The sequence below is a fragment of the Teichococcus wenyumeiae genome (genome assembly GCF_003696345.1).
Classification (GTDB): Bacteria; Pseudomonadota; Alphaproteobacteria; order Acetobacterales; family Acetobacteraceae; genus Pseudoroseomonas; species Pseudoroseomonas wenyumeiae.
The window spans coordinates 39,930-62,388 of record NZ_RFLX01000021.1 but is presented as its reverse complement, the minus strand read 5'-3'; the positions used below and the strand labels follow the sequence as shown (position 1 = coordinate 62,388).

Here is a 22,459-nt window from a genome sequence, read left to right as displayed (position 1 = left end):
GAAATACGTGATCCGGCCGGCGTGATCGCTACCGAATGTTGGTTCTGGGCCATCTGCACGTCCTGTTCCCCAATCATTGGGATCCATGCCGATCATGGCCGCCTTTTCGTCGCAGCGGCCTTAGTCAGCAGGCCGCTACGCGCGCCATCCCTATTCCCAGCGCTGCTGGTACGAGAAGATCGGCAACCTCCACCGGCCCCGGATGGCCAGAAGGCGCAGTGTCAGGCCGGCGGCGAAGCTGATCGCCGTATTCAGGCCAGTATCAACACCGGCTGCACGCAGGCTGAGGAAGAGGGCGCAGACGGCGAGGGAGACGCTTGCATAGAGTTCGCGCCGGAACACCATCGGTACCTGGTTGCACAGCACATCACGTAGGATGCCGCCGCAGATGCCGGTGATCATGCCGGACATGATGACGACGACAGTCGGGTAGTCCATCTTCAGGGCAACGCTGCAGCCGATCAGCGAGAATGCTACCAGGCCCATGGAATCGAGCACCAGGAAAACGCGCTTCAGATTGTCCATGAAGGATGCCACCACCGTCGTCAGCAACCCGGCGGAGATCACCAGGTAGACATACTCCGGATGCTGGGTCCAGCCGATGGGGAAGCGGCCCAGGATCAGGTCCCGGATGGTGCCGCCGCCAAGCGCGGTGACGAAGGCAATGACGGCGACGCCGAAGAAATCCATCTTGCGGCGCCCAGCTGCGAGTGCGCCCGACATCGCCTCAGCGGCGATCGCAACAAGGTAGATGACGAACAAAACGGATTCCGCCGGCAGAATCGCATTCATGGGGGAGGCTCCAACAGAGCCAGGACAGGTTCCAAACCATGTCCTGGTGCGCCTCTCCCTCTGTCCTTTTGCCTGAGAGTTTCGACTCCGCTGAGAGTCAGCCCCTTCGGCGGACCTGGGTGCATGTCCGCAGCACCCCGGCCTCTCTCCAGACGGCACACGATGTCTCCGCAGTACTGTGTGCCTGAGCGATTATGGGAGTTTGCGCCTTCGGCGGAGGCAAAAGCCTCTCTCTCCCGCAGAGGAGTAAGGGGCTTATCGGCCGGAAGCTGAGCATCTGTCAATCTTTGGGGCAGCGGCTTCCCATGACGCCTGTCTCCTTGGCGGCGCGCTGGAGGGAGCCCGCTGCGGCGAGGCGTTTCGCATCCGGAAGGTGGATGGCGGCCAAGCGACGCACCGCCTAGTTTGCGCCGCCATGGTCCACCTGCCGCGCCCTTTCTTCTTCCTGCTTGCCTGCCTGAGCCTGGCTGCCGCGCCGGGGTGGGCGCAGTTGCCGCCTGCCGTGCCGGCGGCCTCCTGGCTGGTGTATGACCGCGCCGCTGGCGAGATCCTGGCTTCCGCTAACTCCCGCCAGCGCTGGGAGCCCGCCTCGCTGACCAAGCTGATGACCGCCTATGTGGTCTTCGAGGCAGTGCGTGACGGCCGGCTCGGCTGGCAGCAGGCGGTGACGGCACCGGAGGCAGTGCGCCGCGTCGGCGCGGAAGAAACCCGCATGTATCTGCGGCCAGGCAACCGTCTGCCGATCCAGGCGCTGGTCGAAGGGCTGCTGATCGTCTCGGCCAATGATGCCGCTATCACCTTGGCCAGCGCGGTGGCAGGCACCGAAGAGGCCTTCGTTGCGCGGATGAATGCCACGGCGGCCCGGCTCGGCATGACGGGGACGCATTTCAACAACCCGTCCGGCATTCCTGGCCCGAGCCACTACACCACGGCCGAGGATCTGCTGCGCCTGACCCTGGCCTTCGACCGGGACTTCCCGCAGGTTTACGCCATTACCCGCGCGCCGCGCTTTACCTTCCAGCAGTTCCGCAAAGAGGCCACCAATCCGCTGCTGGGCCGCAACGCCTCGGTGGACGGGCTGAAGACCGGCCATACCAAGGCCGCCGGCTACAACATCGTCACCTCTGCCCGGCGCCTGCCCGGCGCGGCAGGGCAGGAACGCGACCTCGTCGCCATCGTGCTTGGCACGCCTTCCAAGGCCGAACGCGCCCGCAGCGCCGAGTTGCTGCTGAATTATGCCGGCAGTGCCTTCCATCTGGCTGAGGTGTTGAGCGCGGGGCGGGAACTGCAGCGCCTGCGCGTGCATGGCTCGGCTGAAGGCGAGATCGCGGTAGGTGTTGAGCACACGAAACAAATGGCACTGCCGGCCGGCACTGAGGCCCAGTTGCGCATCACCCTGAATGAACCCGCCCCCTTCGCACCGCTGCCTCGCGGTGCGGTGCTCGGCCAGGTCGAGGCGCTTCAAGGCGAACGCATTCTGGCGCGCGCACCCCTGGTTGCCTTGCAGGAAGCCTCCCCCGCCGCCTGGCCGCTGCGGCTCCTCGATTGGGTGGCGCTGCAGGTCATGCGCTGGGTGAGTTGAAGGCCGCTTCCAGGCGACGGATGCCTTCGCCCCGTGCCGGACCGGCCTTCCGAAACGGCTTCGGAAAGGGCAGCGCTCCGGCACCTACCTGAACGCACTGGCCGCTCCCTCGGCGACGAAGAGCGGGTCTGGTCCAGGCATGCTGTGCTGACGTATAGGGGCCCGCCTGCGCTGCATCTGTGGGAGCGGAGGGTAACCCGGTGAAGCGTCCATGCGCATGCGGTTCAGTGTGAGCGGATCTCCTTCCGCTGTGATGAAAGCTGGGCTTGGGCGTGTGATCTCCGGCCCCACATGCCTATAGCCACGCACTAATTTTATGCGGAACATCCAGGGATCAGCATCCATGCAAAACCATTTCACAAGACGCCAAGCCATTCGTGGAACCGTTTTGCTTGCTGGCGCGGCGGCGGGTTCTGCTGCCTTGCCTGGCACAGCAAGCGCGCAGGATGCCGCATGGCCCAATCGTCCCGTCCGCATCGTGGTGCCGTTCCCCGCCGGCGGCACGACCGATCTGCTGGCCCGCGTGCTGTCGGAACCCTTGCAGAAGCACCTCGGCGTTCCCGTTGTGGTGGAGAACCGCGCCGGAGCCGGCGGCAGCGTCGGTGCTGACTTCGTCGCCAAGTCGGATGCCGATGGCTACACGTTGTTGATGACCACGATCGGCACGGCGGCCATCAATTACGAGCTGTATAAAGGCAGCATCAACTACAAGCCCGCGGATCTTGCCGCCGTGTCCAATATGGCGAATGTACCGAACGTGCTGGCAGTGGCGGCCAACTCACCGGTTCGGACGCTGCAGGACTTGGTGGCCCTCGCCAAATCCAAGCCAGGAGAGCTGACTTTCGGCTCTTCCGGCAATGGCTCCAGCCTGCATCTGACGGGAGAACTGCTGAAGGGCGCGGCAGGGATCGACCTCATCCACGTTCCCTATCGCGGTTCGGGGCCGATGCTGATCGACGCCATCGCCGGGCGGGTGGATCTCGCCATCGACAATCTTCCGTCTTCCATCGGCCACATCAACGGCGGCCGTTTGCGCGCCATCGCGGTCACAAGCCCGCAGCGTAGCCCATCGCTGCCCGATGTGCCCACCGTCCGCGAGGCCGGCCTGCCGGGTGTCGAGACCGTGGCATGGTTCGGCGTTCAGGCCCCCGCGCGTACGCCACGCCCGATCATCGACAAGGTGGCCGCGGCGATCCACACCATCGTCAACGAGCCCACCTCCCGCACCAGGATCGCGGAGCAGGGCGGTGAGCCAGTCGGTGACAAGCCGGAGGAATTCCAGCGCCTGATCGACGCGGAAATCCAGCGCTGGACCACCGTGATCCGGCAGGCGAACGTGCGAGTGGATTGAGGCCCCGGCGCCGATGCATCGCATCGGCGCCGTCAGAGCATCAGTGTGTACAACGCGCCACATCCCACGCTTCTGGCGGGCGGGCCTGCCGATGGGCGAGCAGGCCCCTGACCACGTCGGGTGGGCGACGTTGGCTGAAGAAGCCTCGGTTTTTTACCCGCCGAGGTGCGGCAAGAGGGCAGGGGTTTCCTTTTCAGTTGCCTGCAAGGCGTCTTGCCGCAGCGTCACAAGGCGGGTCCTCCGCCGCGTGACCGCGCCAGGGCATCCGAGACTTCCCTTGCCGCTGCCTGCAGCATCGGGAGGAGGCGGGGCACGATCTCCTCACGCTTCGCCGCTTCCTTGAGAAACATGAGATTGAGGGCGGCGATGGCGCTGCCATGGAGCAGGACGGGCACGCCAATCGCGCTGGCCAGCCCACCGTACTCGCGCGCGGAATAAGCATCATCCATCATGGCAAAGCCGGCCTGGCGCAACTCGTGCAGGAAGGTTTCGGCCTGCCGGGAGTCGCGCGCCGGCTCATTCCAGGGTTCAGGGGATTGCGCGGCCAGTGCCAGGGCGCGCTCCCGTTCCGCAGGCCCGCAGAAGGCCAGAAAGGCCCGGCCGAGCGAGGTAGCCAGGATCGGCGCGCGATAGCCGGGGCGGCGCCCGAAGAGGAGGCGGCCCTCCGCGCGGCTGGTATGGGCGACCACCATGGCATCGCCATCGAAGACCGCCACATCCGAGGGCCAGCCGGTGCTCTGCCGCAGCGCTTCCATCACGGGCGTAGCCGCGATCCCGACCTCCCGGTGCGCCACATAGCCCGCGCTGAGCTCCAGCGTGCGCCCGGTCGGCACATAGACGGCTTCGCCCCGCTGCCGGACCACCAGCCCCGCATGGATCAGCGTCTCCAGCATCCGCACCACGGCCGGCTGGTTGAGGCCGGTGAGGCGGTGGATATCCTTCACCGTCGCGCCTTCCAGCCGGTTCACCGCGCGAAGAACATCCAGGCCCCGCAGCAGGGCAGTGACAGGCTCGTAGGAAGGCATCGCAAAAATCCGGTGATCGCCTGCGAATCGTTGTTCCCTGATCTGGGACCCTGCTGTTAGGCTAGTTCTGAAATTGCATTTCAGCAAATGAAATGACGGCGGGCGCGCAGACGAACCGCCAGGAGGAACCGCCCGAATGGGCCTATCGGCGAGCCATGGCTCCGCGGGAGAAGATGCCCGTGCCCCCGACATGCTGCCTGGAGCCCTGAGCGGGCTGAAGGTGCTCGACCTGTCCCGCGTGCTGGCCGCACCCTGGGCGACGCAGATCCTGGGCGACCTGGGCGCCGAGGTGCTGAAGGTGGAACAGCCCGGCAAGGGCGACGACACCCGCGTCTGGGGCCCGCCATTTCTGGAGGATGGATCGGCGCGGCCGGACGCCGCCTATTACCTCTGCGCCAACCGCAACAAGCGCTCGCTGGCCATCGACTTCTCGCGCCACGAGGGTGCCGCGCTGGTGCGGCGCCTGGCGGAAGATGCCGACATCCTAGTGGAGAATTTCCGCACCGGCGGGCTGGTGAAATACGGGCTCGACGCGGCCTCTCTGCTGCGGCTGAACCCGCGCCTGATCTACTGCTCCATCACCGGCTTCGGGCAGACTGGCCCCTATGCCGATCGCGGCGGCTACGACTTCCTGATCCAGGGCATGAGCGGGCTGATGAGCGTCACTGGCCGCCCGGAGGGGGAGCCGGGGGCAGGGCCGGTGAAGGTCGGGCTGCCGGTCAGCGATCTTTTCACCGGGCTCTATGCCACCACCGCCATCCTGGCCGCGCTGAACCACCGGAACCGCACCGGGGAGGGGCAGCATATCGACTGCGCGCTGCTGGACAGCCAGATCGCGCTGCTGGTGAACCAGGGGATGAACTACCTTGTCGGCGGCGCGGTGCCGCAGCGGCTGGGCAATGCGCATCCGAATGTCGTGCCCTACCGCGACTTCGCGGCCAGCGACGACTACATCCTCGTGACCTGCGGCAATGATGCACAGTTCCGCACCCTTTGCGGCCTGCTGGGCCGCGAGGATCTGGCGGCCGATCCGCGCTTCGCCACCAATGCCGGGCGGCTGCGCGACCGGCGCGTGCTGGAGGTGGAACTGGCGCGGGCCATCGCGCCCTGGCGCGCGGCCGAGTTGCTGGCGGCCATGGCCGAGGCCGGCGTGCCGGGCGGGCCGATCAATTCGGTGGACCAGGTGCTGGCCGATCCGCAGGTCGCCGCGCGGGAGATGCTGCGCGCGATGCGGCGCGACGACGGGACGGAGGTGACGGTGATCGCCTATCCCAGCCGCCTGTCCCGCAGCCCGGCCAGCTACCGCCTTGCGCCGCCACGCCTGGGGCAGGACACACGCGCCGTGCTGGCGGCGGAGCTTGGGCTGGGGGAGGCGGAGATCGAGGCGCTGCGCGCCGCCGGCGTGATCGCCACGGCAGAGCCCGCCCCGCAGGACCGGCAAGCGGAGAGGACGCCATGATCGGAGCCCTTCCCCTCGCCGCCATCCCGCCGGAGGATGAAGCGCTGCGCCCGGAGATCCGCGCCTTCCTGCGGGAAGCGGTGGGCGACATTCCCCCCGAGCGCCGCGCGCGGTCCTGGATGGGTTTCGATCCTGGTTTCAGCCGGAAGCTGGCCGAGCGCGGCTGGCTGGGGCTGACCTTTCCGAAGGAATACGGCGGCGCGGGGCGAGGGGCTTTCGCACGCTACGTGCTGGTGGAGGAACTGCTCTCCGCCGGCGCGCCGGTATCCGCGCATTGGATCGCGGACCGCCAGAGCGGCCCGCTGATCCAGCGCTTCGGGACGGAGGCACAGCGCCGCTTCTACCTGCCGCGCATCTGCCGCGCCGAGGCGTTCTTCTGCATCGGCATGAGCGAGCCGAATACCGGATCGGACCTGGCCAGCGTGACCACCCGCGCGGTGCGGGAGGGTGAGGGCTGGCGGCTGAACGGCGCCAAGATCTGGACCACCAACGCGCAGCACTCGCATTACATGATCGCCCTGGTGCGCACGAGCGGCACGGCGGCGGACCGGCACAAGGGCCTCTCGCAGCTCATCGTGGACCTGCATGCACCGGGCGTGCGCATCAGCCCGATCCGCGACCTGGCCGGGGACGCGCATTTCTCCGAAGTGGTCTTCGAGGATGTGCGGCTGCCCGCCGATGCGCTGATCGGCGAGGAAGGTTCCGGCTGGATGCAGGTGAATGCCGAACTGGCCTTCGAGCGCAGCGGGCCGGAGCGCGTGCTCTCCTCCGCCGTGTTGCTGGACGAGTGGGCATGCTGGCTGCGCGAGGCCGGGGCGACGGAAGCGGCCGAGGCGCTGCTCGGCCGTCTGCTGGCGCATCTGGCGGTCCTGCGTGCCATGTCCATCGCCGTCACCGGGCGGCTGGTCGAGGGCGAGAGCCCGATCGTGGAGGCGGCTCTGGTGAAGGACCTCGGCACTGAGTTCGAGCAGACGATCCCCGCCGTGGTGGCCGATATCCTGGCGCAGCCGGGCCTCGCGGCACCGGGGCCGCTGATGCGCACCCTGGCTTATACGGCGGCCATGGCGCCTTCCTTCTCGCTGCGCGGCGGCACGCGGGAGATCCTGCGCGGCATGATCGCGCGCGGCATGGGGCTGCGCTGATGGACAGCCTGCTGCTCCGCTCCGCCGAGGAATTGTTCTCCCGCCATGCCGCTCCGGCCTCCGTGCGCGCCATCCGCGCGGGCGGTCCGGCCACGGTGCTTTGGGAGGAGCTGGAGAATGCCGGCTTCCTCGATGCCCTGGTGCCGGAGGCGGCCGGGGGCATCGGCCTGGGCCCCGCCGGGGCACTGCCGGTGCTGATGGCGGCGGGGCGCTTTGCCGTGCCGTTGCCAGTGGGGGAAACGATGCTGGCCCGCGCCGCCCTGGCTGGGGTGGGGGAGGCGGTGCCTCCTGGCGCGGTGATGCTGGCGGAAGCTGCCGGCGAGGGGGCGCGGGTGCCGGCTGCCGGCACAGCCGACTGGGTGCTCCTGCCCCGCGGCGATGCCGCGCTTCTGTTGCCCATGGCGGCGGCAGCGCGGGATGAGGATGCCAGCTCGCCCCTGGGCCATGTTTTGCGCTGGCCGGGCGGAGCCGGGCTGAGCCTGGCCATCCCGGGCCTGTTCACCGCTGGCGCCTGGGCGGAAGTGGCGGCGATGGCGGGTGCCATGGAACGCATCCTGGACGAGACGGTGCGCCACGCGCAGGACCGCCAGCAATTCGGCCGGCCGGTTGCCGCCTTCCAGGCGGTGCAGCAGCAGATCAGCGTGATGACCGAGGATGTCTTCGCGACGCGCATGGCGGCGCAACTCGCGTCGGTGGCGGATGGCGACGGCATCGCCGGGCTGAACCCGGCCCGCATCGCCGCCGCCAAGCTGCGCGCGGGGGAGGCGGCGGTGCGCGTTTCCGCCATCGCCCATGCGGTGCATGGCGCCATGGGCATCACGGAGGAATTGGACCTGCATCTCCTGACAGAGCGGCTGCGAAGCGGCCGGATGCGCTTCGGGGGAGAGGCACATTGGGGCGCCTGGCTCGGCCGGCGCTTCCTGGCAAGCGATGCCATGGACACGCTGGCCTTCGTGCAAGCGCATCTGGGCCCTTCAGCGCCGGGGGTAACGGCATGAGCGACTTTCTTCTCTTCGAGCGTGACGGACCGGTCGTCACCCTCACCATGAACGCGCCGGAGCGGCGCAACGCCCTCAGCATCGAGGGAGAAACCAACGAGGCCTTCACCGAGGCCTGCCGGCGCATCGCGGCCGAGGTGGATGTGCGGGCGGTGATCCTGACCGGGGCAGGCACCGCCTTTTCGGCCGGCGGCGACCTGAAGGCGATGCGCGAGCGCTTCGGCATGAAGCCGGCGGATATCCGCGAGAGTTATCGCCGGGGCATCCAGCGCATTCCGCTCGCGCTCTATGACCTGGATGTGCCGACCATCGCGGCGGTGAACGGCCCGGCCATCGGCGCCGGGCTCGATCTGGCCTGCATGTGCGACATCCGCATCGGCGCCGAGAGTTCCTCCTATGCCGAGAGCTTCGTTAGCGTTGGCATCGTGCCCGGCGATGGCGGCGCCTGGCTGCTGCCGCGCGCGGTGGGTCAGTCCAAGGCAGCGGAGATGGCCTTCACGGGAGACCGGCTGGACGCGCGGGCGGCGCTGGAATGCGGGCTGATCTCCCAGGTCGTGCCGGATGCGGCGCTGATGGATGCCGCGCGGGCGCTGGCGGGCCGCATCGCCCGCAACCCGCCGCAGGTGCTGCGGATGACCAAGCGCCTGCTGCGGGAAGGGCAGCATATGCGGCTTTCCTCCTTGTTGGAGATGTCCGCAGCCTTCCAGGCCCTGGCCCATACCACACGGGACCATGAGGAGGCGGTGAACGCCTGGTTCGACAAGCGCAAGCCGGTCTTCGAAGGCCGCTGACACAGCAGGGGAATGGCGTGAAGAGGATCGGCTGCATCTAGCTGCGAAGGCCCAAGGTCTCCAGCCTGCACTGCCGGCAGTTCCGCGCTTCCGCTTTCGACATGAACCCCGCCAACACGATGACCAGGCGAGGGATTTTGTTTCCACCTATGCCTTGGCCAGAAGATAGAAAAACAAGAAGTTCAGGGAGGAAAAGATCATGACAGACAGGCAGCAAGGGATTGGTCGGCGTGCCGCACTTGGTGCGGGCGCTGCCCTGTTGGCCGCCGGCGCCACAGGCGCCAGGGCGCAGCAGCAACCCACCTTGCGTATCGGGTTCCTCACGGACCTGTCCGGCCCCTACAAGGACATTACGGGGGAGACTGGCGCGATCTGCGCGCGGCAGGCTATCGCCGACTTCAATGCCGCCGAGCGCGGCCTGAACGTTGAGGTGCTGCTGGCGGACCACCAGCAGCGGCCGGATGTCGGCGTCGGCATCGTGCGGGAATGGTTTGACCGCGGCAATGTTGATGTGGTGATGGACGTTGGCAGTTCCGCCATCGCTCTGGCGGTGAGCGGCTTGGTGGCAGAGCGGAACAAGGTTCATCTGAATACCGGCGCCGCTTCCTCTGACCTCACCGGCCGCGCCTGCAACGCCAATACCATCCACTGGCCCTACGACACCTGGTCCAATGCGAATTCCACGGCGCGATCGTTGTTGCGCTCGGGCGGCAACCGCTGGTTCTTCCTCACGGCCGATTATGCCTTTGGCAAGGCCATGCAGGCGGATACCACCCGCATCATCGAGGCGGAGGGCGGGCAGGTGGTTGGCACTGCCCTGCATCCATTTCCCGGCAGCACAGATTTCTCGTCCTATCTTGTCAACGCGCGCGCGCGGCGGGCCAATGTGGTGGCCTTCGCGAATGCCGGCACGGATATGCTGAACTGCGTGAAGCAGGCTGCCGAGTTCGGCCTGATGAGAAATGGGATACGCCCGGCGGCGCTGGTGGCCTTCATCCAGGACGTCAAGTCCCTGGGGTTGGAAACCGCGCAGGGGCTGACCATCAGCGAGAGCTTCTACTGGGACCTGAACGACCGTACCCGTACTTTCACGCAGCGGCTGAAGCCGCGGCTGACCAATGGCAATATGCCCAACATGGATCATGCATCCGCGTATTCCGCGACGCTGCACTACCTGAAGGTGGCTTCGGAAATGGGGGCAGCGCGGGCCAAGGCCGATGGGCGCGAGGTGGTGGCGGCCATGAAGCGCCTGCCGACGGAGGATGACTGCTTCGGTGCCGGCACCATCCGCCCTGATGGGCGCAAGATCCATCCCATGTATCTCTTTGAAGCGAAGAAGCCAGCCGAGAGCAGCGGCCCATGGGACCTGCTGAAGCTGGTGGGCACGACACCAGCTGAGAACGCGTTCCGGCCGCTGACGGAAGGCGGATGCGCGCTGATCAACATTTAGCTTCCTGACGGTAAGGTTCTTGCAAGCTTATCGAAGGCGCGACAGAGGGAGAGTGCCTCGCCTGAAGCGTCTTCGGGCTTGCCATGGGTGAGTTCCGCGGCGGCTTGGCCAAGCGTTTTGCCGTGGAGCGACAATGCCGGCCCATATGGGCACAGCGCAGTCTGCCGCCGGGTGTAGAGGCGGCACATGATGGGCACGTGCTCACTGTGGCCCCATATTTTACATAAGAATTCTTACGCGATTTGCGGATCAAGACGGGACGGATCGCAAATAGGCCAGCGATGCTGTGTCTCCACCCGCCATTCCAGAATGGCTGACCAGCTCAGGCTTCACCTTTAGAGCTGACCTGGAAAATCCTCGCGTTTGCGCCCATTTGATCTTATGAAGTGCTTAAAGGAGCTGATCAAATGACCTCGGCGGAGACACTCGGCAGCCGTGCGCTCAAGGCAACAGGGCGTAAGCCCAACTTGGTGGCACATCGGGGTGCGGTTCAGATCAAAGGCACCGCCCGGAGCCGTGCCGGCCTCCCTGCTTATGTCAGGCTCTATCAAGCTGAGCCATTCGAGCGGATCGGCATGATCAAGCATGGCCTGCCGGCGGCAGAGGCGAAGGCTATTCTGGCGGATCTCGATATCCCCCAGCTCGCAGCCATGCGGGCCCTGAACATTGCCCCGGCCACCATCAACCGGAAGGTCAAGGGAGAGGACCGGCTCTCACCTGCGGAGAGCGAGCGCATTCTGGGCGTTGCCCGGCTTGTTGGCCAAGTCCAGGTCATTGTAGAGGAGTCTGGCAATTCGCAGGGCTTCGACGCGGCCGCATGGACCTCGCGTTGGCTGACCGAGCCGCTCCCCGCCCTTGGCGGGGTTCGGCCGCTTGATCTGATGGACACGATGGAAGGTCAGACGCTGGTGTCCAGCACCCTCGCCCAACTGCAGAGTGGCGCCTACGCGTGACGCGGAAGGTGTGGCGGATTGCCACGGATGCGCCAACCTACGAGGCCGACGACCTCTCCGGCACAGGGGCCAAGCTCACCGGCGGGCGCTGGAACGAGAAGGATGTGCCAGCGGTCTATACGTCAGAAAGTCGAGCGCTGGCGTGCCTGGAGACGATGGCTCATCTCAATTCCGGTGGCCTGCCCCTCAACCGCTACCTTGTCGAGGTCACCATCCCGGACAACATCTGGGATGCGCGGGAGGAGCATGATGCGGCCGCCCTTCCCATCGGCTGGGACGCACGCCCGACCGGCCGAACCAGCATCAGATTTGGTACGGACTGGCTGCGTAGCCGGCGCTCGGTGCTTCTTCTCGTCCCTTCGGTGATCGTGCCGGAGGAGAGAAACGTATTGATCAACCCTCTGCACCCGGCGGGCGGCGGTATCACGGCACGTAAGCTGCGGCTGTGGAGCTACGATCCTCGAATAGCCAAAGCGCCGTAAACCCTGGCCTCACGGAGCCAGATTGCCTGTGTTGTTGACTTGGCCTGCCGCCGTTCACGACCACTTCATTGCTGCGGCTTTGTTGGTGCTGGCCTCCTTCGCCCTGGTGCCTCGCGGTCCATTGGCGCCTGAAGACTGAGGCCTGACCCCGTGCACATGGGTCGACGATGGCCAAGCAGCCAGTAGGATAGAACGCGGTCAGGTCATCCTTCCCCGCACTAGTGCTGCCTGCTTCCTTGGGCCAGACTGCTGCGATGTGCCTGTGGCCAGGCGCTGCTTTGCAAGGGAAGGACACGGGCATGGGGGCGTTCAAGGCTGGAGTCATGCGCGGCAGCGTATACAGCTTTCCTCCTGATCCCACGCCTCGCGTCATCATGCAGGCAATCCTGAAGAACATCGCGGCCCCGGCCTGTCAGCCACGGGCCATGCAAGGCGCGAAGGCAGCATGACCGGCGAGCAACTACTGGATTCACGGGCGGCCTGGATCCGTCTTTGTGCCATTGTCGCGCTCACGACACTCGGCGGGGCCGGGATGTGGTCCGTCGTTGTGGCACTGCCGGATGTGCAGGCGGAGTTCGGCGCCACACGCGGCGCGGCATCCCTGCCCTACACGCTCACCATGCTGGGCTTCGGCGCGGGCGGAATCCTGATGGGCCGGCTCACGGACCGGTTCGGTGCCATGAGGCCGCTTCTCTGCGCGACAGTGGCGCTGTCCAGCGGATATATCCTCGCGGGGCTCGCGCCAAGCCTGGCGCTCTACACGCTGGCACAGGGCGTGCTGATCGGGATGTTCGGCGCCTCCGCGGCCTTCGCGCCGCTGGTGGCCGATGCTTCTCTCTGGTTCCGGCGGCGGCGCGGCATCGCGGTGGCGCTCGCGGCCTCCGGCAACTACCTCGCGGGCGTGGTCTGGCCTCCGATCCTGACCTGGCTGATCGGGGCGCACGGTTGGCGCACGGCCCATATGGTCGTTGGCGTCATCTGCCTCGTCACGATGTTGCCGCTCGCGCTGATGCTGCGTGCCCGGGCGCCGGGCTCACAAAGCGGTGGCTCTCTGGGTGATGCGGGGCAGGCCAGGCCACTCGGCCTCTCGCGCGCCGGCCTGACGGCAATCCTTTCCTTCGCAGGCATCTCCTGCTGCGTTGCCATGGCCATGCCGCAGGTCCATATCGTCGCCTATTGCGGCGACCTGGGCTACGGCGTGGCGCGGGGTGCGGAGATGCTCTCCCTGATGCTCGCCTGCGGCATCGTCTCCCGGCTCGGGTCTGGCCTCCTGGCCGACCGGATCGGCGGGCTGCGCACGCTGATGCTGGGGTCGATCCTGCAGGGCGTGGCGCTCTCGCTGTTCCTGTTCTTCGATGGGCTGGGCTCGCTCTTTATCCTGTCGGCGATGTTCGGCCTGTTCCAGGGCGGCATCGTGCCATCCTATGCGGTGATCGTGCGGGAGAGCTTCCCCGCTTCCGAGGTGGGAATGCGGGTCGGCATCGTGCTGATGGCCACCCTGATCGGCATGGCGCTGGGCGGCTGGCTTTCCGGCGTGATCTTCGATGCGACCGGCAGCTACGCCGCCGCGTTCCTGAACGGCATCGTCTGGAATGCGGTGAATGTGCTGATCGTGGCAATGCTGTTGTTGCGCAGCCGCGCGCGCCTCGCACTCGCCTAGGCGCGCTTTCAGACTGCTTCCGTGGTGCTGAGTGGCGGGCTTCGAGGAAGCGAAGCGGCCACAATTCCAACCACCGCCAGGTGCCAAGCCAGTGCGCGGCGGCGGGCGGCCTGTCACAGATCCCGCTGTCCATCCGTCACGCGCTGACGCGCGCGGTGCAGGTGGTAGCGCATGGACAGGCTGGCCCCCTCAGGGTCGCGGCGCCGGATCGCCTCCGCGATCGCTTCATGCTCCTCGATCACCCGCCGCGCCCGCTCCTCCGACCCCTCCCGGGTGATGCCATGTGCCACCGCCATGGCCTGCAGCATGGTGTCGTTGATCATCTCCAGCATCGCGGCGAAAAGCTCGTTGCCGCTGGCGCTGGCGACGGCGCGGTGGAAATCGTAATCCGCCTGGGCGGGAACCCCGCCGGACGCGGCCGCAGCATTGTCGCGCAGGGCATCCAGGGCGCGCAGAATGCGCTCCAGCTCGTTCGGGGTCCGGCGTTCGGCCGCCAGGCCCGCCGCCCGGTCCTCCAGCGCGATCCGAACCTCCATGCAGCGCAGCAGGCCGGCCACGTCCGAGACCTTGGCCAGACGGGTCAGGTGGCCAGGCGGGCGCTTCTGCACGAAGGTGCCGGAGCCCTGGCGCGTGGCCACCAGCCCATCCGCGTGCAGGCGCATCAGGGCCTCGCGCACTGTGGGCCGGGAAACCTGGAAGGCCTTGCAGATCTGGCTCTCGGACGGAAGCTTGCTGCCTTCCTCGAAGGTGCCGGATACGATCTGTTCCAGGATCTGCCCGTAAAGTTGATCCCCGAGCCGCTGCTTCCGCTCTCTGACCAGCTTGATCCCATCCATCTCCGTGCTCCATGCGGCCGTGGCAACATGGCGGATTTCCATTCCAGCCGCCAGATCAACCTGTCAGGCATGTTGACAAGTTATCCGCCAACTTGTCAGGATAGCCGCAGAGCCCGGTGCCGGCCGCCAAGGTCCCGCCAACAATCCGGGTACGGAGGATCAACGACCTGCTCTCGCCCCGCCGTGCCCCTCGCATCGGGCAGGCCCGCGCTGCCGGGTAGCAACGAGCGACCGCCGCAGCGGCACCCTCCGCACAGCAGGTCCCGCCGGCCCTCCAACCTGAGACCCGCCGTCCAACCCCAAGGAATCCAACGTGGCTGAAACCCTTCTCCCCCATGGTACCTCGGCGCCCGAGGCCGGCACCACAGCGGGGTCTTCCGCCACAGCCGCGCCGCCCCGCACGGGCGGCCAGATCCTGGTGGACCAGTTGGTGGCGCAGGGCGTGGAGCGGGTCTCCTGCGTGCCGGGCGAGAGCTACCTGGCGGTGCTGGATGCGCTGTTCGATGCCAGGATCGACGTCATCACCTGCCGCGCCGAGGGCGGTGCCGCCATCATGGCCGAGGCCTATGGCAAGCTGACCGGCCGCCCCGGCATCTGCATGGTCACACGCGGCCCCGGCGCCACCAATGCCTCCTGCGGCGTCCATGTCGCCATGCAGGATTCGACGCCGATGATCCTGTTCGTCGGCCAAGTGGCGCGCGAGATGCGTGAGCGCGAGGCCTTCCAGGAGCTCGACTATCGCGCCGTCTTCGGCACCATGGCCAAGTGGGCCACCGAGATCGACAGCGCCGAGCGCATCCCGGAAATCGTCTCCCGTGCCTTTCATGTCGCCATGCAGGGCCGCCCCGGCCCGGTGGTGATCGCGCTGCCCGAGGACATGCTGACGGAGCTCGCCAGCGTCGCTGATGCGCCACGGGTCACGCCCGCCCTGCCCGCCCCCGCCGCCGAGGACATGCAGGCCATGGCGGCGCTGCTGGAAGGCGCGCGGCGGCCGCTGGCCATCCTGGGCGGCACGGGCTGGGATGAAGCGGCGGTGGAAGGCATGGCCGCCTTTGCCGAGCGCTGGTCGCTGCCTGTCTGCACCTCCTTCCGCCGTGCCGACCGCTTCCGCTGGGACCATCGCTGCTATGTGGGCGACCTCGGCATCGGCCCCTCCCCCAGGCTCGCCGCCATGGTGCAGGAGGCCGACCTGCTGCTGCTGATCGGCGGCCGCATGTCGGAGATGCCGTCGGGTTCCTACAGCCTGCTCGACATCCCCGTGCCCCGGCAGAAGCTGGTGCATGTGCATCCGGGCGCCGAGGAACTGGGCCGCGTCTATGCGCCGACGCTGGCCATCCAGGCTGCGCCGAGCCGCTTCGCCCCGGCCCTGGCTGGCTTCGCCCCCAAGGCCACGCCGGCCTGGGCGGCGGAGACCGCGCCGGCGCATGAGGCCTTCCTGTCCTGGTCCGGCACGCCCCGCACCCTGCCGGGCGACTTCCAGTATGGCGAGGTGGTGCGCTGGCTGAACGAGCGCCTGCCGGCCGATACGGTGCTGTGCAACGGCGCCGGCAACTTCGCCGGCTGGATGCACCGGCACTGGCGCTTCTCGCGCCTCGGCACCCAGCTCGCGCCCACCTCAGGCTCCATGGGCTACGGCGTGCCGGCGGCGATCATGGCCAAGCGGCAGAAGCCGGAGGCGGTGTCCGTGGTCATCGCCGGCGACGGCGACTTCCTGATGACCGGTCAGGAATTCGCGACCGCCGTGCAGCACGGCATCCCCGTCCTGGTGATCGTCATCGACAACGGCATGTACGGCACCATCCGCATGCACCAGGAGCGTGACTATCCGGGCCGCATTTCCGCCACCCGGCTGGTGAACCCGGACTTCGCCGCCTATGCCACCGCCTTCGGCGGCCATGGCGAGGTGGTGCGCAGCACAGCGGACTTCGCCCCCGCCTTCGAGCGTGCCCTGGCTTCCGGCAAGCCCGCCATCCTGCACTGCTTCCTCGATCCCCGCGCCCGCTCCGTCGGCCGCGACATGCCGGAAGGGCAGCCCCTGTGACACAGGCGGAGGGTCCGGGGGCCGTTTCGGCGCCCCCGCCGCCGAAGGCCATGTACCGGGCGGTAGGCCAGGGCCTGCCCCGCCGCCTGCGCCCGATCCTGGCGCTGGAGGATTTCGAGCCCGCGGCGCGGCGCAAGCTGCCGCGCCCGCTCTTCGGCTATATCGCGGGGGCGGCGGAAACCAATGCCGCGCATCACGACAACCGCACGGCCTTCGCGGAATGGGCCTTCCGCCCGCGCTACCTGATCAATGTCTCCCAGCGCAGCATCGCGACGACGCTGCTGGGCCAGACCTACCGTGCGCCCTTCGGCATCTCGCCCATGGGCATCAGCGCCATGATGGCCTATCGCGGCGATCTGGTGCTGGCGCGCGCGGCGCAGGATGCCGGCATCGCGATGGTCATGAGCGGCTCCTCCCTGATCCCGATGGAGGACGTGGCGCGGGCCGCGCCGGGAAGCTGGTTCCAGGCCTATCTGCCGGTGGATGAGAAGCGCATCGCCGCGCTGGTGGAGCGCGTGGCGCGCGCCGGCTTCGGCACCCTGGTGCTGACGGTGGACACCACCACCATGGGCAACCGCGAGAACAATATCCGCACCGGCTTCTCCACGCCGCTGAAGCCCTCGCTGCGCCTGGCCTGGGATGGCGCGATCCGCCCGCTGTGGCTCTGGGACACGCTGTACCGCACCCTGCGCCACCACGGCATGCCGCATTTCGAGAACAATTTCGCCGAGCGCGGCGCGCCCATCATCGCGCGCAACGTGGAGCGCGATTTCGGTGCGCGGGACCACCTGGACTGGAGCCACATCGCCCGCATCCGCCAGCAGTGGAAAGGCAAGTTGGTGATCAAGGGCATCCTGCATGGTGAGGATGCGCGCCGCGCCTCCGCCGAGGGGATCGATGGCGTCATCGTCTCCAACCACGGCGGGCGGCAGCTCGATGGCGCCATCTCGGCCTTCCGCGCCCTGCCGGAGGTGCGGGCCGCCGCGGGCGGCATGGCGGTGATGATGGACGGCGGCATCCGCCGCGGCGCGGATGTGCTGAAGGCCCTGGCCATGGGGGCGGACTTTGTCTTCGTCGGCCGGCCCTTCCTGTATGCCGCCGCCGTCGGCGGGGAAGCCGGGGTGCGGCACGGCATCGAGATCCTGGGGCAGGAGGTGGACCGCAACCTCGCGCTGCTCGGCTGCCTCTCGCCGGAGGAACTGGGTCCGCAGCATCTCATGCGCATCGGCGGCATCCCGCAGCCGGCCTCCGCCTGATATCGCGGAGCTGCGGCGCAGCCGCGCAACAAATACCGGAAAGACGGAGGAAATAAACCTTGTCCATGCGAATTCTCTGGCTCGGCCTCGCCCTGGTCGCCGCCGTCGTGCCCGTCCGGGCACAGGCGCAGGATTATCCCAACCGCCCCATCCGCGTCATCGTGCCCTTCGCCCCGGGCGGTGCGACCGACATCCTGGCGCGGGTCGTGTCGCAGAGCATGAGCAAGCGGCTCGGCCAGCCGATGGTGGTGGAGAACCGTGCAGGCGCCGGCGGCAACCTGGGCAGCGATGCCTGCGCCAAGTCGGCGCCGGACGGCTACACGCTGTGCGTCAGCACCATCAGCGCGCATGCCATCAATGCCAGCGTCTATCCCAACATGCCCTATGACAACCTGAAGGATTTCTGGGACATCACGCTGCTGGCGAAGCAGCCGAACCTGCTGGTGGTGAACCCCAAGGTCCCCGCGCAGAACCTGCGGGAGATGATCGAGCTCCTCAAGGCCAAGCCCGGCGCATTCACCTATGGCTCCTCCGGCGTCGGCACCTCGCAGCACCTGGGCATGGAGCTGATGCTGCAGACCATCGGCAGCGCCGCCGTGCATGTGCCCTATCGCGGCAGCTCGCAAAGCCTGAACGACCTGATGGCGGGGGAGATCCAGATGATCCTGGACAACTTCTCCTCCGCTTGGCCCATCGCCCAGGACGGCCGTATCCGGGCCCTGGGGGTTGGGTCGCTGGAGCGCAATCCGGCCGCGCCGGACCTTCCGGCCATCGCGGAGGTGCTGCCGGGCTTCGAATCCGTCTCCTGGACCGGCCTCTTCGCCCCGGCCGGCGTGCCGCGCCCGATCATCGACCGGCTGAACCAGGAAGCCCGGACGGCGCTGACGGAGACCGACGTGCTCGCCCGCTTCCGCGAGTTGGGGCTGCAGGCGGCCGGCAATTCGCCGGAAGAGTTCCACGCCTTTGTCGCGGCTGAAACCAAGCGCTGGGGCGATGTCGCCCGCCGCGCCAACATCAAGCCTGAATAAGCCGCCTCGGCTGCCCTGATGGTGGAGGGCCGGCCAGCCGGGTGCTGGCCAGCCCGCCGCGAAGTCCGGCCCTCTGGCGCGTCCGGCAGCACCATCACCCGCGAGATGCGGCTGCGGCAGCCCGGTCCGCGCCGCGCCCCCGCATATGGACCTGCGGGCTGCACCCCATGTCGGTGCGGAATGCGTAGATGAAGGCTGATGTCGAGCCATAGCCGAGCTCCATCGCCGTCTGTGTCACGCCCAGGCCGCCGCCTAGCAGTTCAATGGCCTTGAACAGCCGCAGGCGCCGCCGCCAAGAGCGCAGGCTCATGCCCAGCTCCGCCTCGAAGCGCCGGGCCAGGGTCCGCGCCGACATCGCGAGTTCCTGGCCCCATTCCTCCGACCCGCGCGGGTCGGCCGGGTTGGCGTAAAGAGCTTCGCACACCTCTGCCAGAGCTCCCCCACGCGGCCACGGCAATGCCCCCGGAAGAGGCTTCGCGCGCCGGAGTTGGTCGAGGATCAGGTCGGTGACGCGGCCCGCATATCCATCGCGATCCTCCTGCCCCTCAATGGCGGCAGCCTCGATGATCAAGGCCTGGAGCAGGGGCGAGACGCTGAAGACCGTGGGGCTCCCCGGCAGGCCCGCGCCGGCTTCATCGGCGATCCAGAGGCTGCGGAACTCCGCGCCCAGCAGCGACCCGACGCGGTGGGTCTGGCCGGTTGGCAGCCACACCGCCTGCTCCGGCGAGATGGCGAAGGACCGCCCCTCCACAGCCACGGTCAGCACGCCGGAGATGGCATAAGCCACCTGGTTCCAGCGGTGGGCATGCTCCGGGAAGAAGTGGCGGGCGGGGATGGACTGCGCGCGCACCGTCATCGGGCGTGGGGGCGCTGCGTCGGGTGGCGCCGTGATCGTTTCCCAGATCATGGTACGCTCCAGTTTGTCCGGTATTCTACATGGATTGGCACCCCGTCGAAAGACGGTCATCCTGTGGCGGGGTATCCTGGCGAGGATGGCGCCAGGAAGCCTGCCTTGATTCCAGCATGAGGACCCCTGCCATGGCCCGCCTCGACCGTCGCGGCCTGCCGCTCTCGACCGCCTCCGATGTCGCGGCCGAGCGCTACCGCGAGGGTGTCGATCTCCTTCTCTCGGCCTGGCCCGGTGCCGCCGAGGCTTTGGACGAGGCTGCCGCGGCCGATCCGGACTTCGCCCTGGCCCATGCGGCCCGTGCCCGCCTGCATGCCATCCGTGCCGAGCCAGCGCAGGCCAGGGCGCGTATCGCGGCGGCAGCGGAAGCCGCCGCCCGCTCCGGAACGGATCGGGAGCGGAGCCATGTCGAGGTTCTCTCGCTCGTGATCCATGGCCAACCGGCCAGGGCGCTGGAGCGGGCGCTGGCGCATGCCGATGCCTGGCCCCGCGATGTGCTGGTCCTTTCGCTGCCGCTGGGCGCCTTCGGGCTCTTCGCCTTCTCCGGCATGGCGGACCATGACCAGGCGCGGGTGGACCTCTGCGAGCGCCATGCCCGGCACTTCGGGGAGGATGACTGGTGGTTCCTCACCTACCGGGGCTGGGCCCATGCCGAGAACGGCGCGGCCGGGCTTGGCCGTGACCTCGCGCAGCGTGCCTTCGACCTCCGGCGCGCCAATGCGAACGCGGTCCACGCCCTCTCGCATGCCATGTTCGAGGGCGGCGCTGGCGAGGACGCGGACAGGCTGATCGCAGGCTGGCTACCCGGCTACGACCGGGGCGGCACCCTGCATGGCCACATCGCGTGGCACGCGGCGCTGGTTGCGCTGGAGCGTGGCGACGCAGGGCGGGCCCTCGCGATCTATGCGGACCACGTCCAGCCCTCGGCATCGGCCGGCATGGCCGTCAACGTGATGAGCGACGCGGCCTCCCTGCTCTGGCGCCTGCGGTCATACGGCCACACGGTGCCGGAGGGGCTCTGGGAGGCAGCGGCGGCCTATGCCGCGCCCGTCTTCCCGCAGGCAGGCTTCGCCTTCGCCGATGTCCACATGGCCCTTCTCGCGGCCGCCACCGGCGACAAGGCCGGGGTGGAGCAGCGGGCCACGGCACTGACCCGGCTGGTGGAGGCAGGCAGCCTCGCCGCCGGGCCCGTGGTGCCCGCCATCTGCCGCGCGGCACTTGCCTTCGTGGAAGGTGACTACGCTGTCTGCGCCGGCATCCTGGAGCCGGTCGCGGGCGAGGTCACGCGCATCGGCGGCAGCGGTGCCCAGCGCGAGGTGATCGAGGATACGCTGATCCTCGCCCTGATGCGCAGCGGCGAGGCCGCCGAGGCCCATGCGCTGCTGAACCGCCGCCTCCACCGTCGTCCGTCGCTGCGCGACACGCGCTGGCTCAGCCAGATCACGCCCTGAGGAACTCCATGTCACAAGCCAAAAGCGCCACTGCGGCCGGGCTGTCGCCCGCCAGCCCCTATCAGCACGAGCGCGGGAATGTCCTGCGGCTGGCGGTCGCGCAGGCGCTTGCCGGGGCGAATTCGGTGGTGGTCTACGCAACCGGGGCGATTGTCGGCCACACGCTTGCGCCCAGCCCGGCGCTGGCGACGCTGCCCATCTCCATCTTCGTGGTGGGGATGGCGGCCTGCACCTTGCCGGCGGGCCTCATCGCGCAGCGCCACGGCCGCCGGGCCGCCTTCCTGACCGGCACGGGCTGCGGCGTGCTGGTCGGCCTGCTCGCCGCGCTGGCGGTGGTGCTGGGCTCCTTCTGGCTGTTCTGCGTGGCGACCTTCTTCGGCGGGGTCTATGCCGCCGTGGTGCTGTCCTTCCGCTTCGCGGCCGCCGATTGCGCGCCGCCGGAGCGGCGTGCGCGGGCATTGTCGGCCGTCATGGCGGGCGGTGTCTTTGCCGGGGTCCTTGGGCCGCAGCTTGTCACCTTCACGATGCACCTGTGGCTGCCCCATCTCTTCGCCGCCACCTACCTGGCGCAGGCCGCCGTGGCCGCGCTTTCCGCCGTTATCCTGCTCGGCGTCCGGCTGCCCAGGCCGACGGCGGCGGAGACGGCGCGCGGCCGGCCGCTCGGCGTCATCGCACGCCAGCCGCGCTTCATCACCGCCGTGATCTGCGGGGTCGTCTCCTATCTGCTCATGAACTTCCTCATGACGGCCGCGCCCCTCGCGATGCAGATGTGCGGCCTGCCGCAGGAAGCATCCAACCTCGGCCTCCAGTGGCACGTGATCGCGATGTATGGCCCGAGCTTCTTCACCGGGCGGCTGATCACCCGCTTCGGCGCGCCCCGCGTGGTGACGGCGGGTCTCATGCTGATCGCCGCATCCGCCGCCGTCGGATTGACCGGCGTGGATGTGGCGCATTTCTGGCTCACCCTGATCCTGCTCGGCCTGGGCTGGAACTTCGGCTTCGTGGGCGCCTCGGCCCTGGTGCTCGAATGCCACCGCCCGGAGGAAAGGGCGCGGGTGCAGTCCTTCAACGACTTCGTCGTGTTCGGGACCATGGCCTTCGGCTCCTTCCTGTCGGGCGGCCTGCTGGCCTCCTATGGCTGGGACACCGTCCTGTGGCTGTCCTTCGTGCCCCTGGTTGTGGCCATCGTCGCCCTGACCGTCGCGGCCGCGTCCCGGCCCAGCCAGGCGGCCGGATAGTCAGGCACCCGTCGCGC

Annotated in this window: 19 protein-coding genes and 1 riboswitch; of the genes, 15 read left to right on the top strand and 4 right to left on the bottom strand. The window is 68.2% G+C overall.

Annotation, left to right across the window (positions count from 1 at the left end; genetic code table 11):
- Nucleotides 1–150: 150 nt before the first annotated feature.
- Nucleotides 151–792, bottom strand: a complete 642-nt coding sequence (locus EBE87_RS20970; RefSeq protein WP_120638096.1) for a trimeric intracellular cation channel family protein — start codon at nucleotides 790–792, stop codon at nucleotides 151–153.
- Nucleotides 793–953: 161 nt separating this feature from the next.
- Nucleotides 954–1,041, bottom strand: a riboswitch (glycine riboswitch).
- A gap of 166 nt (nucleotides 1,042–1,207) precedes the next feature.
- Here EBE87_RS20970 and EBE87_RS20965 point away from each other — a divergent pair.
- Nucleotides 1,208–2,374, top strand: coding sequence for a D-alanyl-D-alanine carboxypeptidase family protein (locus tag EBE87_RS20965; protein ID WP_120638095.1), 1,167 nt, complete (start codon nucleotides 1,208–1,210; stop codon nucleotides 2,372–2,374).
- A 343-nt stretch (nucleotides 2,375–2,717) separates the two neighbouring features.
- Nucleotides 2,718–3,725, top strand: a complete 1,008-nt coding sequence (locus EBE87_RS20960; RefSeq protein ID WP_120638094.1) for a Bug family tripartite tricarboxylate transporter substrate binding protein — start codon at nucleotides 2,718–2,720, stop codon at nucleotides 3,723–3,725.
- A 224-nt stretch (nucleotides 3,726–3,949) separates the two neighbouring features.
- On the opposite strand, the gene EBE87_RS20955 is transcribed toward EBE87_RS20960, so the two are convergent.
- Nucleotides 3,950–4,750, bottom strand: coding sequence for an IclR family transcriptional regulator domain-containing protein (locus EBE87_RS20955; RefSeq protein ID WP_120638093.1), 801 nt, complete (start codon nucleotides 4,748–4,750; stop codon nucleotides 3,950–3,952).
- A gap of 136 nt (nucleotides 4,751–4,886) precedes the next feature.
- Between EBE87_RS20955 and EBE87_RS20950 the strand changes: the two genes are divergently transcribed.
- From EBE87_RS20950 to EBE87_RS20915, 8 genes are all read left to right on the top strand, one after another.
- On the top strand, nucleotides 4,887–6,209 hold the full coding sequence (locus tag EBE87_RS20950) for a CaiB/BaiF CoA transferase family protein (protein ID WP_408887750.1): 1,323 nt from the start codon (nucleotides 4,887–4,889) through the stop codon (nucleotides 6,207–6,209).
- Nucleotides 6,206–7,351, top strand: a complete 1,146-nt coding sequence (locus tag EBE87_RS20945; RefSeq protein WP_120638092.1) for an acyl-CoA dehydrogenase family protein — start codon at nucleotides 6,206–6,208, stop codon at nucleotides 7,349–7,351. Before EBE87_RS20950 ends, EBE87_RS20945 begins: the two co-directional genes overlap by 4 nt.
- Nucleotides 7,351–8,349: an acyl-CoA dehydrogenase family protein gene (locus EBE87_RS20940; RefSeq protein WP_120638091.1), complete on the top strand. Its 999-nt coding sequence runs from the start codon at nucleotides 7,351–7,353 to the stop codon at nucleotides 8,347–8,349. Before EBE87_RS20945 ends, EBE87_RS20940 begins: the two co-directional genes overlap by 1 nt.
- Nucleotides 8,346–9,140, top strand: a complete 795-nt coding sequence (locus tag EBE87_RS20935) for a crotonase/enoyl-CoA hydratase family protein (RefSeq protein ID WP_120638090.1) — start codon at nucleotides 8,346–8,348, stop codon at nucleotides 9,138–9,140. Before EBE87_RS20940 ends, EBE87_RS20935 begins: the two co-directional genes overlap by 4 nt.
- A gap of 304 nt (nucleotides 9,141–9,444) precedes the next feature.
- The gene (locus tag EBE87_RS20930; protein WP_233553177.1) at nucleotides 9,445–10,590 is read left to right on the top strand and encodes an ABC transporter substrate-binding protein; all 1,146 of its coding nucleotides are present in this window, start codon (nucleotides 9,445–9,447) and stop codon (nucleotides 10,588–10,590) included.
- Nucleotides 10,591–10,997: 407 nt separating this feature from the next.
- On the top strand, nucleotides 10,998–11,543 hold the full coding sequence (parS, locus tag EBE87_RS20925; protein WP_120638088.1) for a type II RES/Xre toxin-antitoxin system antitoxin: 546 nt from the start codon (nucleotides 10,998–11,000) through the stop codon (nucleotides 11,541–11,543).
- On the top strand, nucleotides 11,540–12,025 hold the full coding sequence (locus EBE87_RS20920) for an RES family NAD+ phosphorylase (RefSeq protein ID WP_120638087.1): 486 nt from the start codon (nucleotides 11,540–11,542) through the stop codon (nucleotides 12,023–12,025). Before parS ends, EBE87_RS20920 begins: the two co-directional genes overlap by 4 nt.
- Before the next feature lie 445 nt (nucleotides 12,026–12,470).
- On the top strand, nucleotides 12,471–13,685 hold the full coding sequence (locus EBE87_RS20915; protein WP_120638086.1) for an MFS transporter: 1,215 nt from the start codon (nucleotides 12,471–12,473) through the stop codon (nucleotides 13,683–13,685).
- 113 nt (nucleotides 13,686–13,798) lie between these two features.
- Here EBE87_RS20915 and EBE87_RS20910 read toward each other — a convergent pair whose 3' ends face one another.
- A complete protein-coding gene (locus EBE87_RS20910) occupies nucleotides 13,799–14,521 on the bottom strand; it encodes a FadR/GntR family transcriptional regulator (RefSeq protein ID WP_120638101.1) in 723 nt (240 codons plus the stop codon).
- A gap of 313 nt (nucleotides 14,522–14,834) precedes the next feature.
- Between EBE87_RS20910 and EBE87_RS20905 the strand changes: the two genes are divergently transcribed.
- The 3 genes from EBE87_RS20905 (at nucleotide 14,835) to EBE87_RS20895 (ending at nucleotide 18,846) form a co-directional block, all read left to right on the top strand.
- Nucleotides 14,835–16,562: a thiamine pyrophosphate-binding protein gene (locus tag EBE87_RS20905; protein WP_120638085.1), complete on the top strand. Its 1,728-nt coding sequence runs from the start codon at nucleotides 14,835–14,837 to the stop codon at nucleotides 16,560–16,562.
- 50 nt (nucleotides 16,563–16,612) lie between these two features.
- Complete coding sequence (locus EBE87_RS20900) at nucleotides 16,613–17,818, top strand: alpha-hydroxy acid oxidase (RefSeq protein WP_120638100.1); 1,206 nt, start codon at nucleotides 16,613–16,615, stop codon at nucleotides 17,816–17,818.
- A 65-nt stretch (nucleotides 17,819–17,883) separates the two neighbouring features.
- Complete coding sequence (locus EBE87_RS20895; RefSeq protein ID WP_120638084.1) at nucleotides 17,884–18,846, top strand: Bug family tripartite tricarboxylate transporter substrate binding protein; 963 nt, start codon at nucleotides 17,884–17,886, stop codon at nucleotides 18,844–18,846.
- Between the two features lie 94 nt (nucleotides 18,847–18,940).
- Here the strand turns inward: EBE87_RS20895 and EBE87_RS20890 are convergent, their stop codons facing one another.
- Nucleotides 18,941–19,753 carry an AraC family transcriptional regulator gene (locus EBE87_RS20890; protein ID WP_120638083.1) on the bottom strand — a complete coding sequence of 271 codons (813 nt, stop codon included), beginning with the start codon at nucleotides 19,751–19,753 and terminating at the stop codon, nucleotides 18,941–18,943.
- A 131-nt stretch (nucleotides 19,754–19,884) separates the two neighbouring features.
- On the opposite strand from EBE87_RS20890, the gene EBE87_RS20885 reads away from it, so the two are divergent.
- Together EBE87_RS20885 and EBE87_RS20880 are read left to right on the top strand one after the other, a co-directional pair.
- Nucleotides 19,885–21,204: a tetratricopeptide repeat protein gene (locus EBE87_RS20885; protein ID WP_120638082.1), complete on the top strand. Its 1,320-nt coding sequence runs from the start codon at nucleotides 19,885–19,887 to the stop codon at nucleotides 21,202–21,204.
- A gap of 8 nt (nucleotides 21,205–21,212) precedes the next feature.
- The gene (locus tag EBE87_RS20880) at nucleotides 21,213–22,442 is read left to right on the top strand and encodes an MFS transporter (protein ID WP_120638081.1); all 1,230 of its coding nucleotides are present in this window, start codon (nucleotides 21,213–21,215) and stop codon (nucleotides 22,440–22,442) included.
- Nucleotides 22,443–22,459 lie beyond the last annotated feature (17 nt).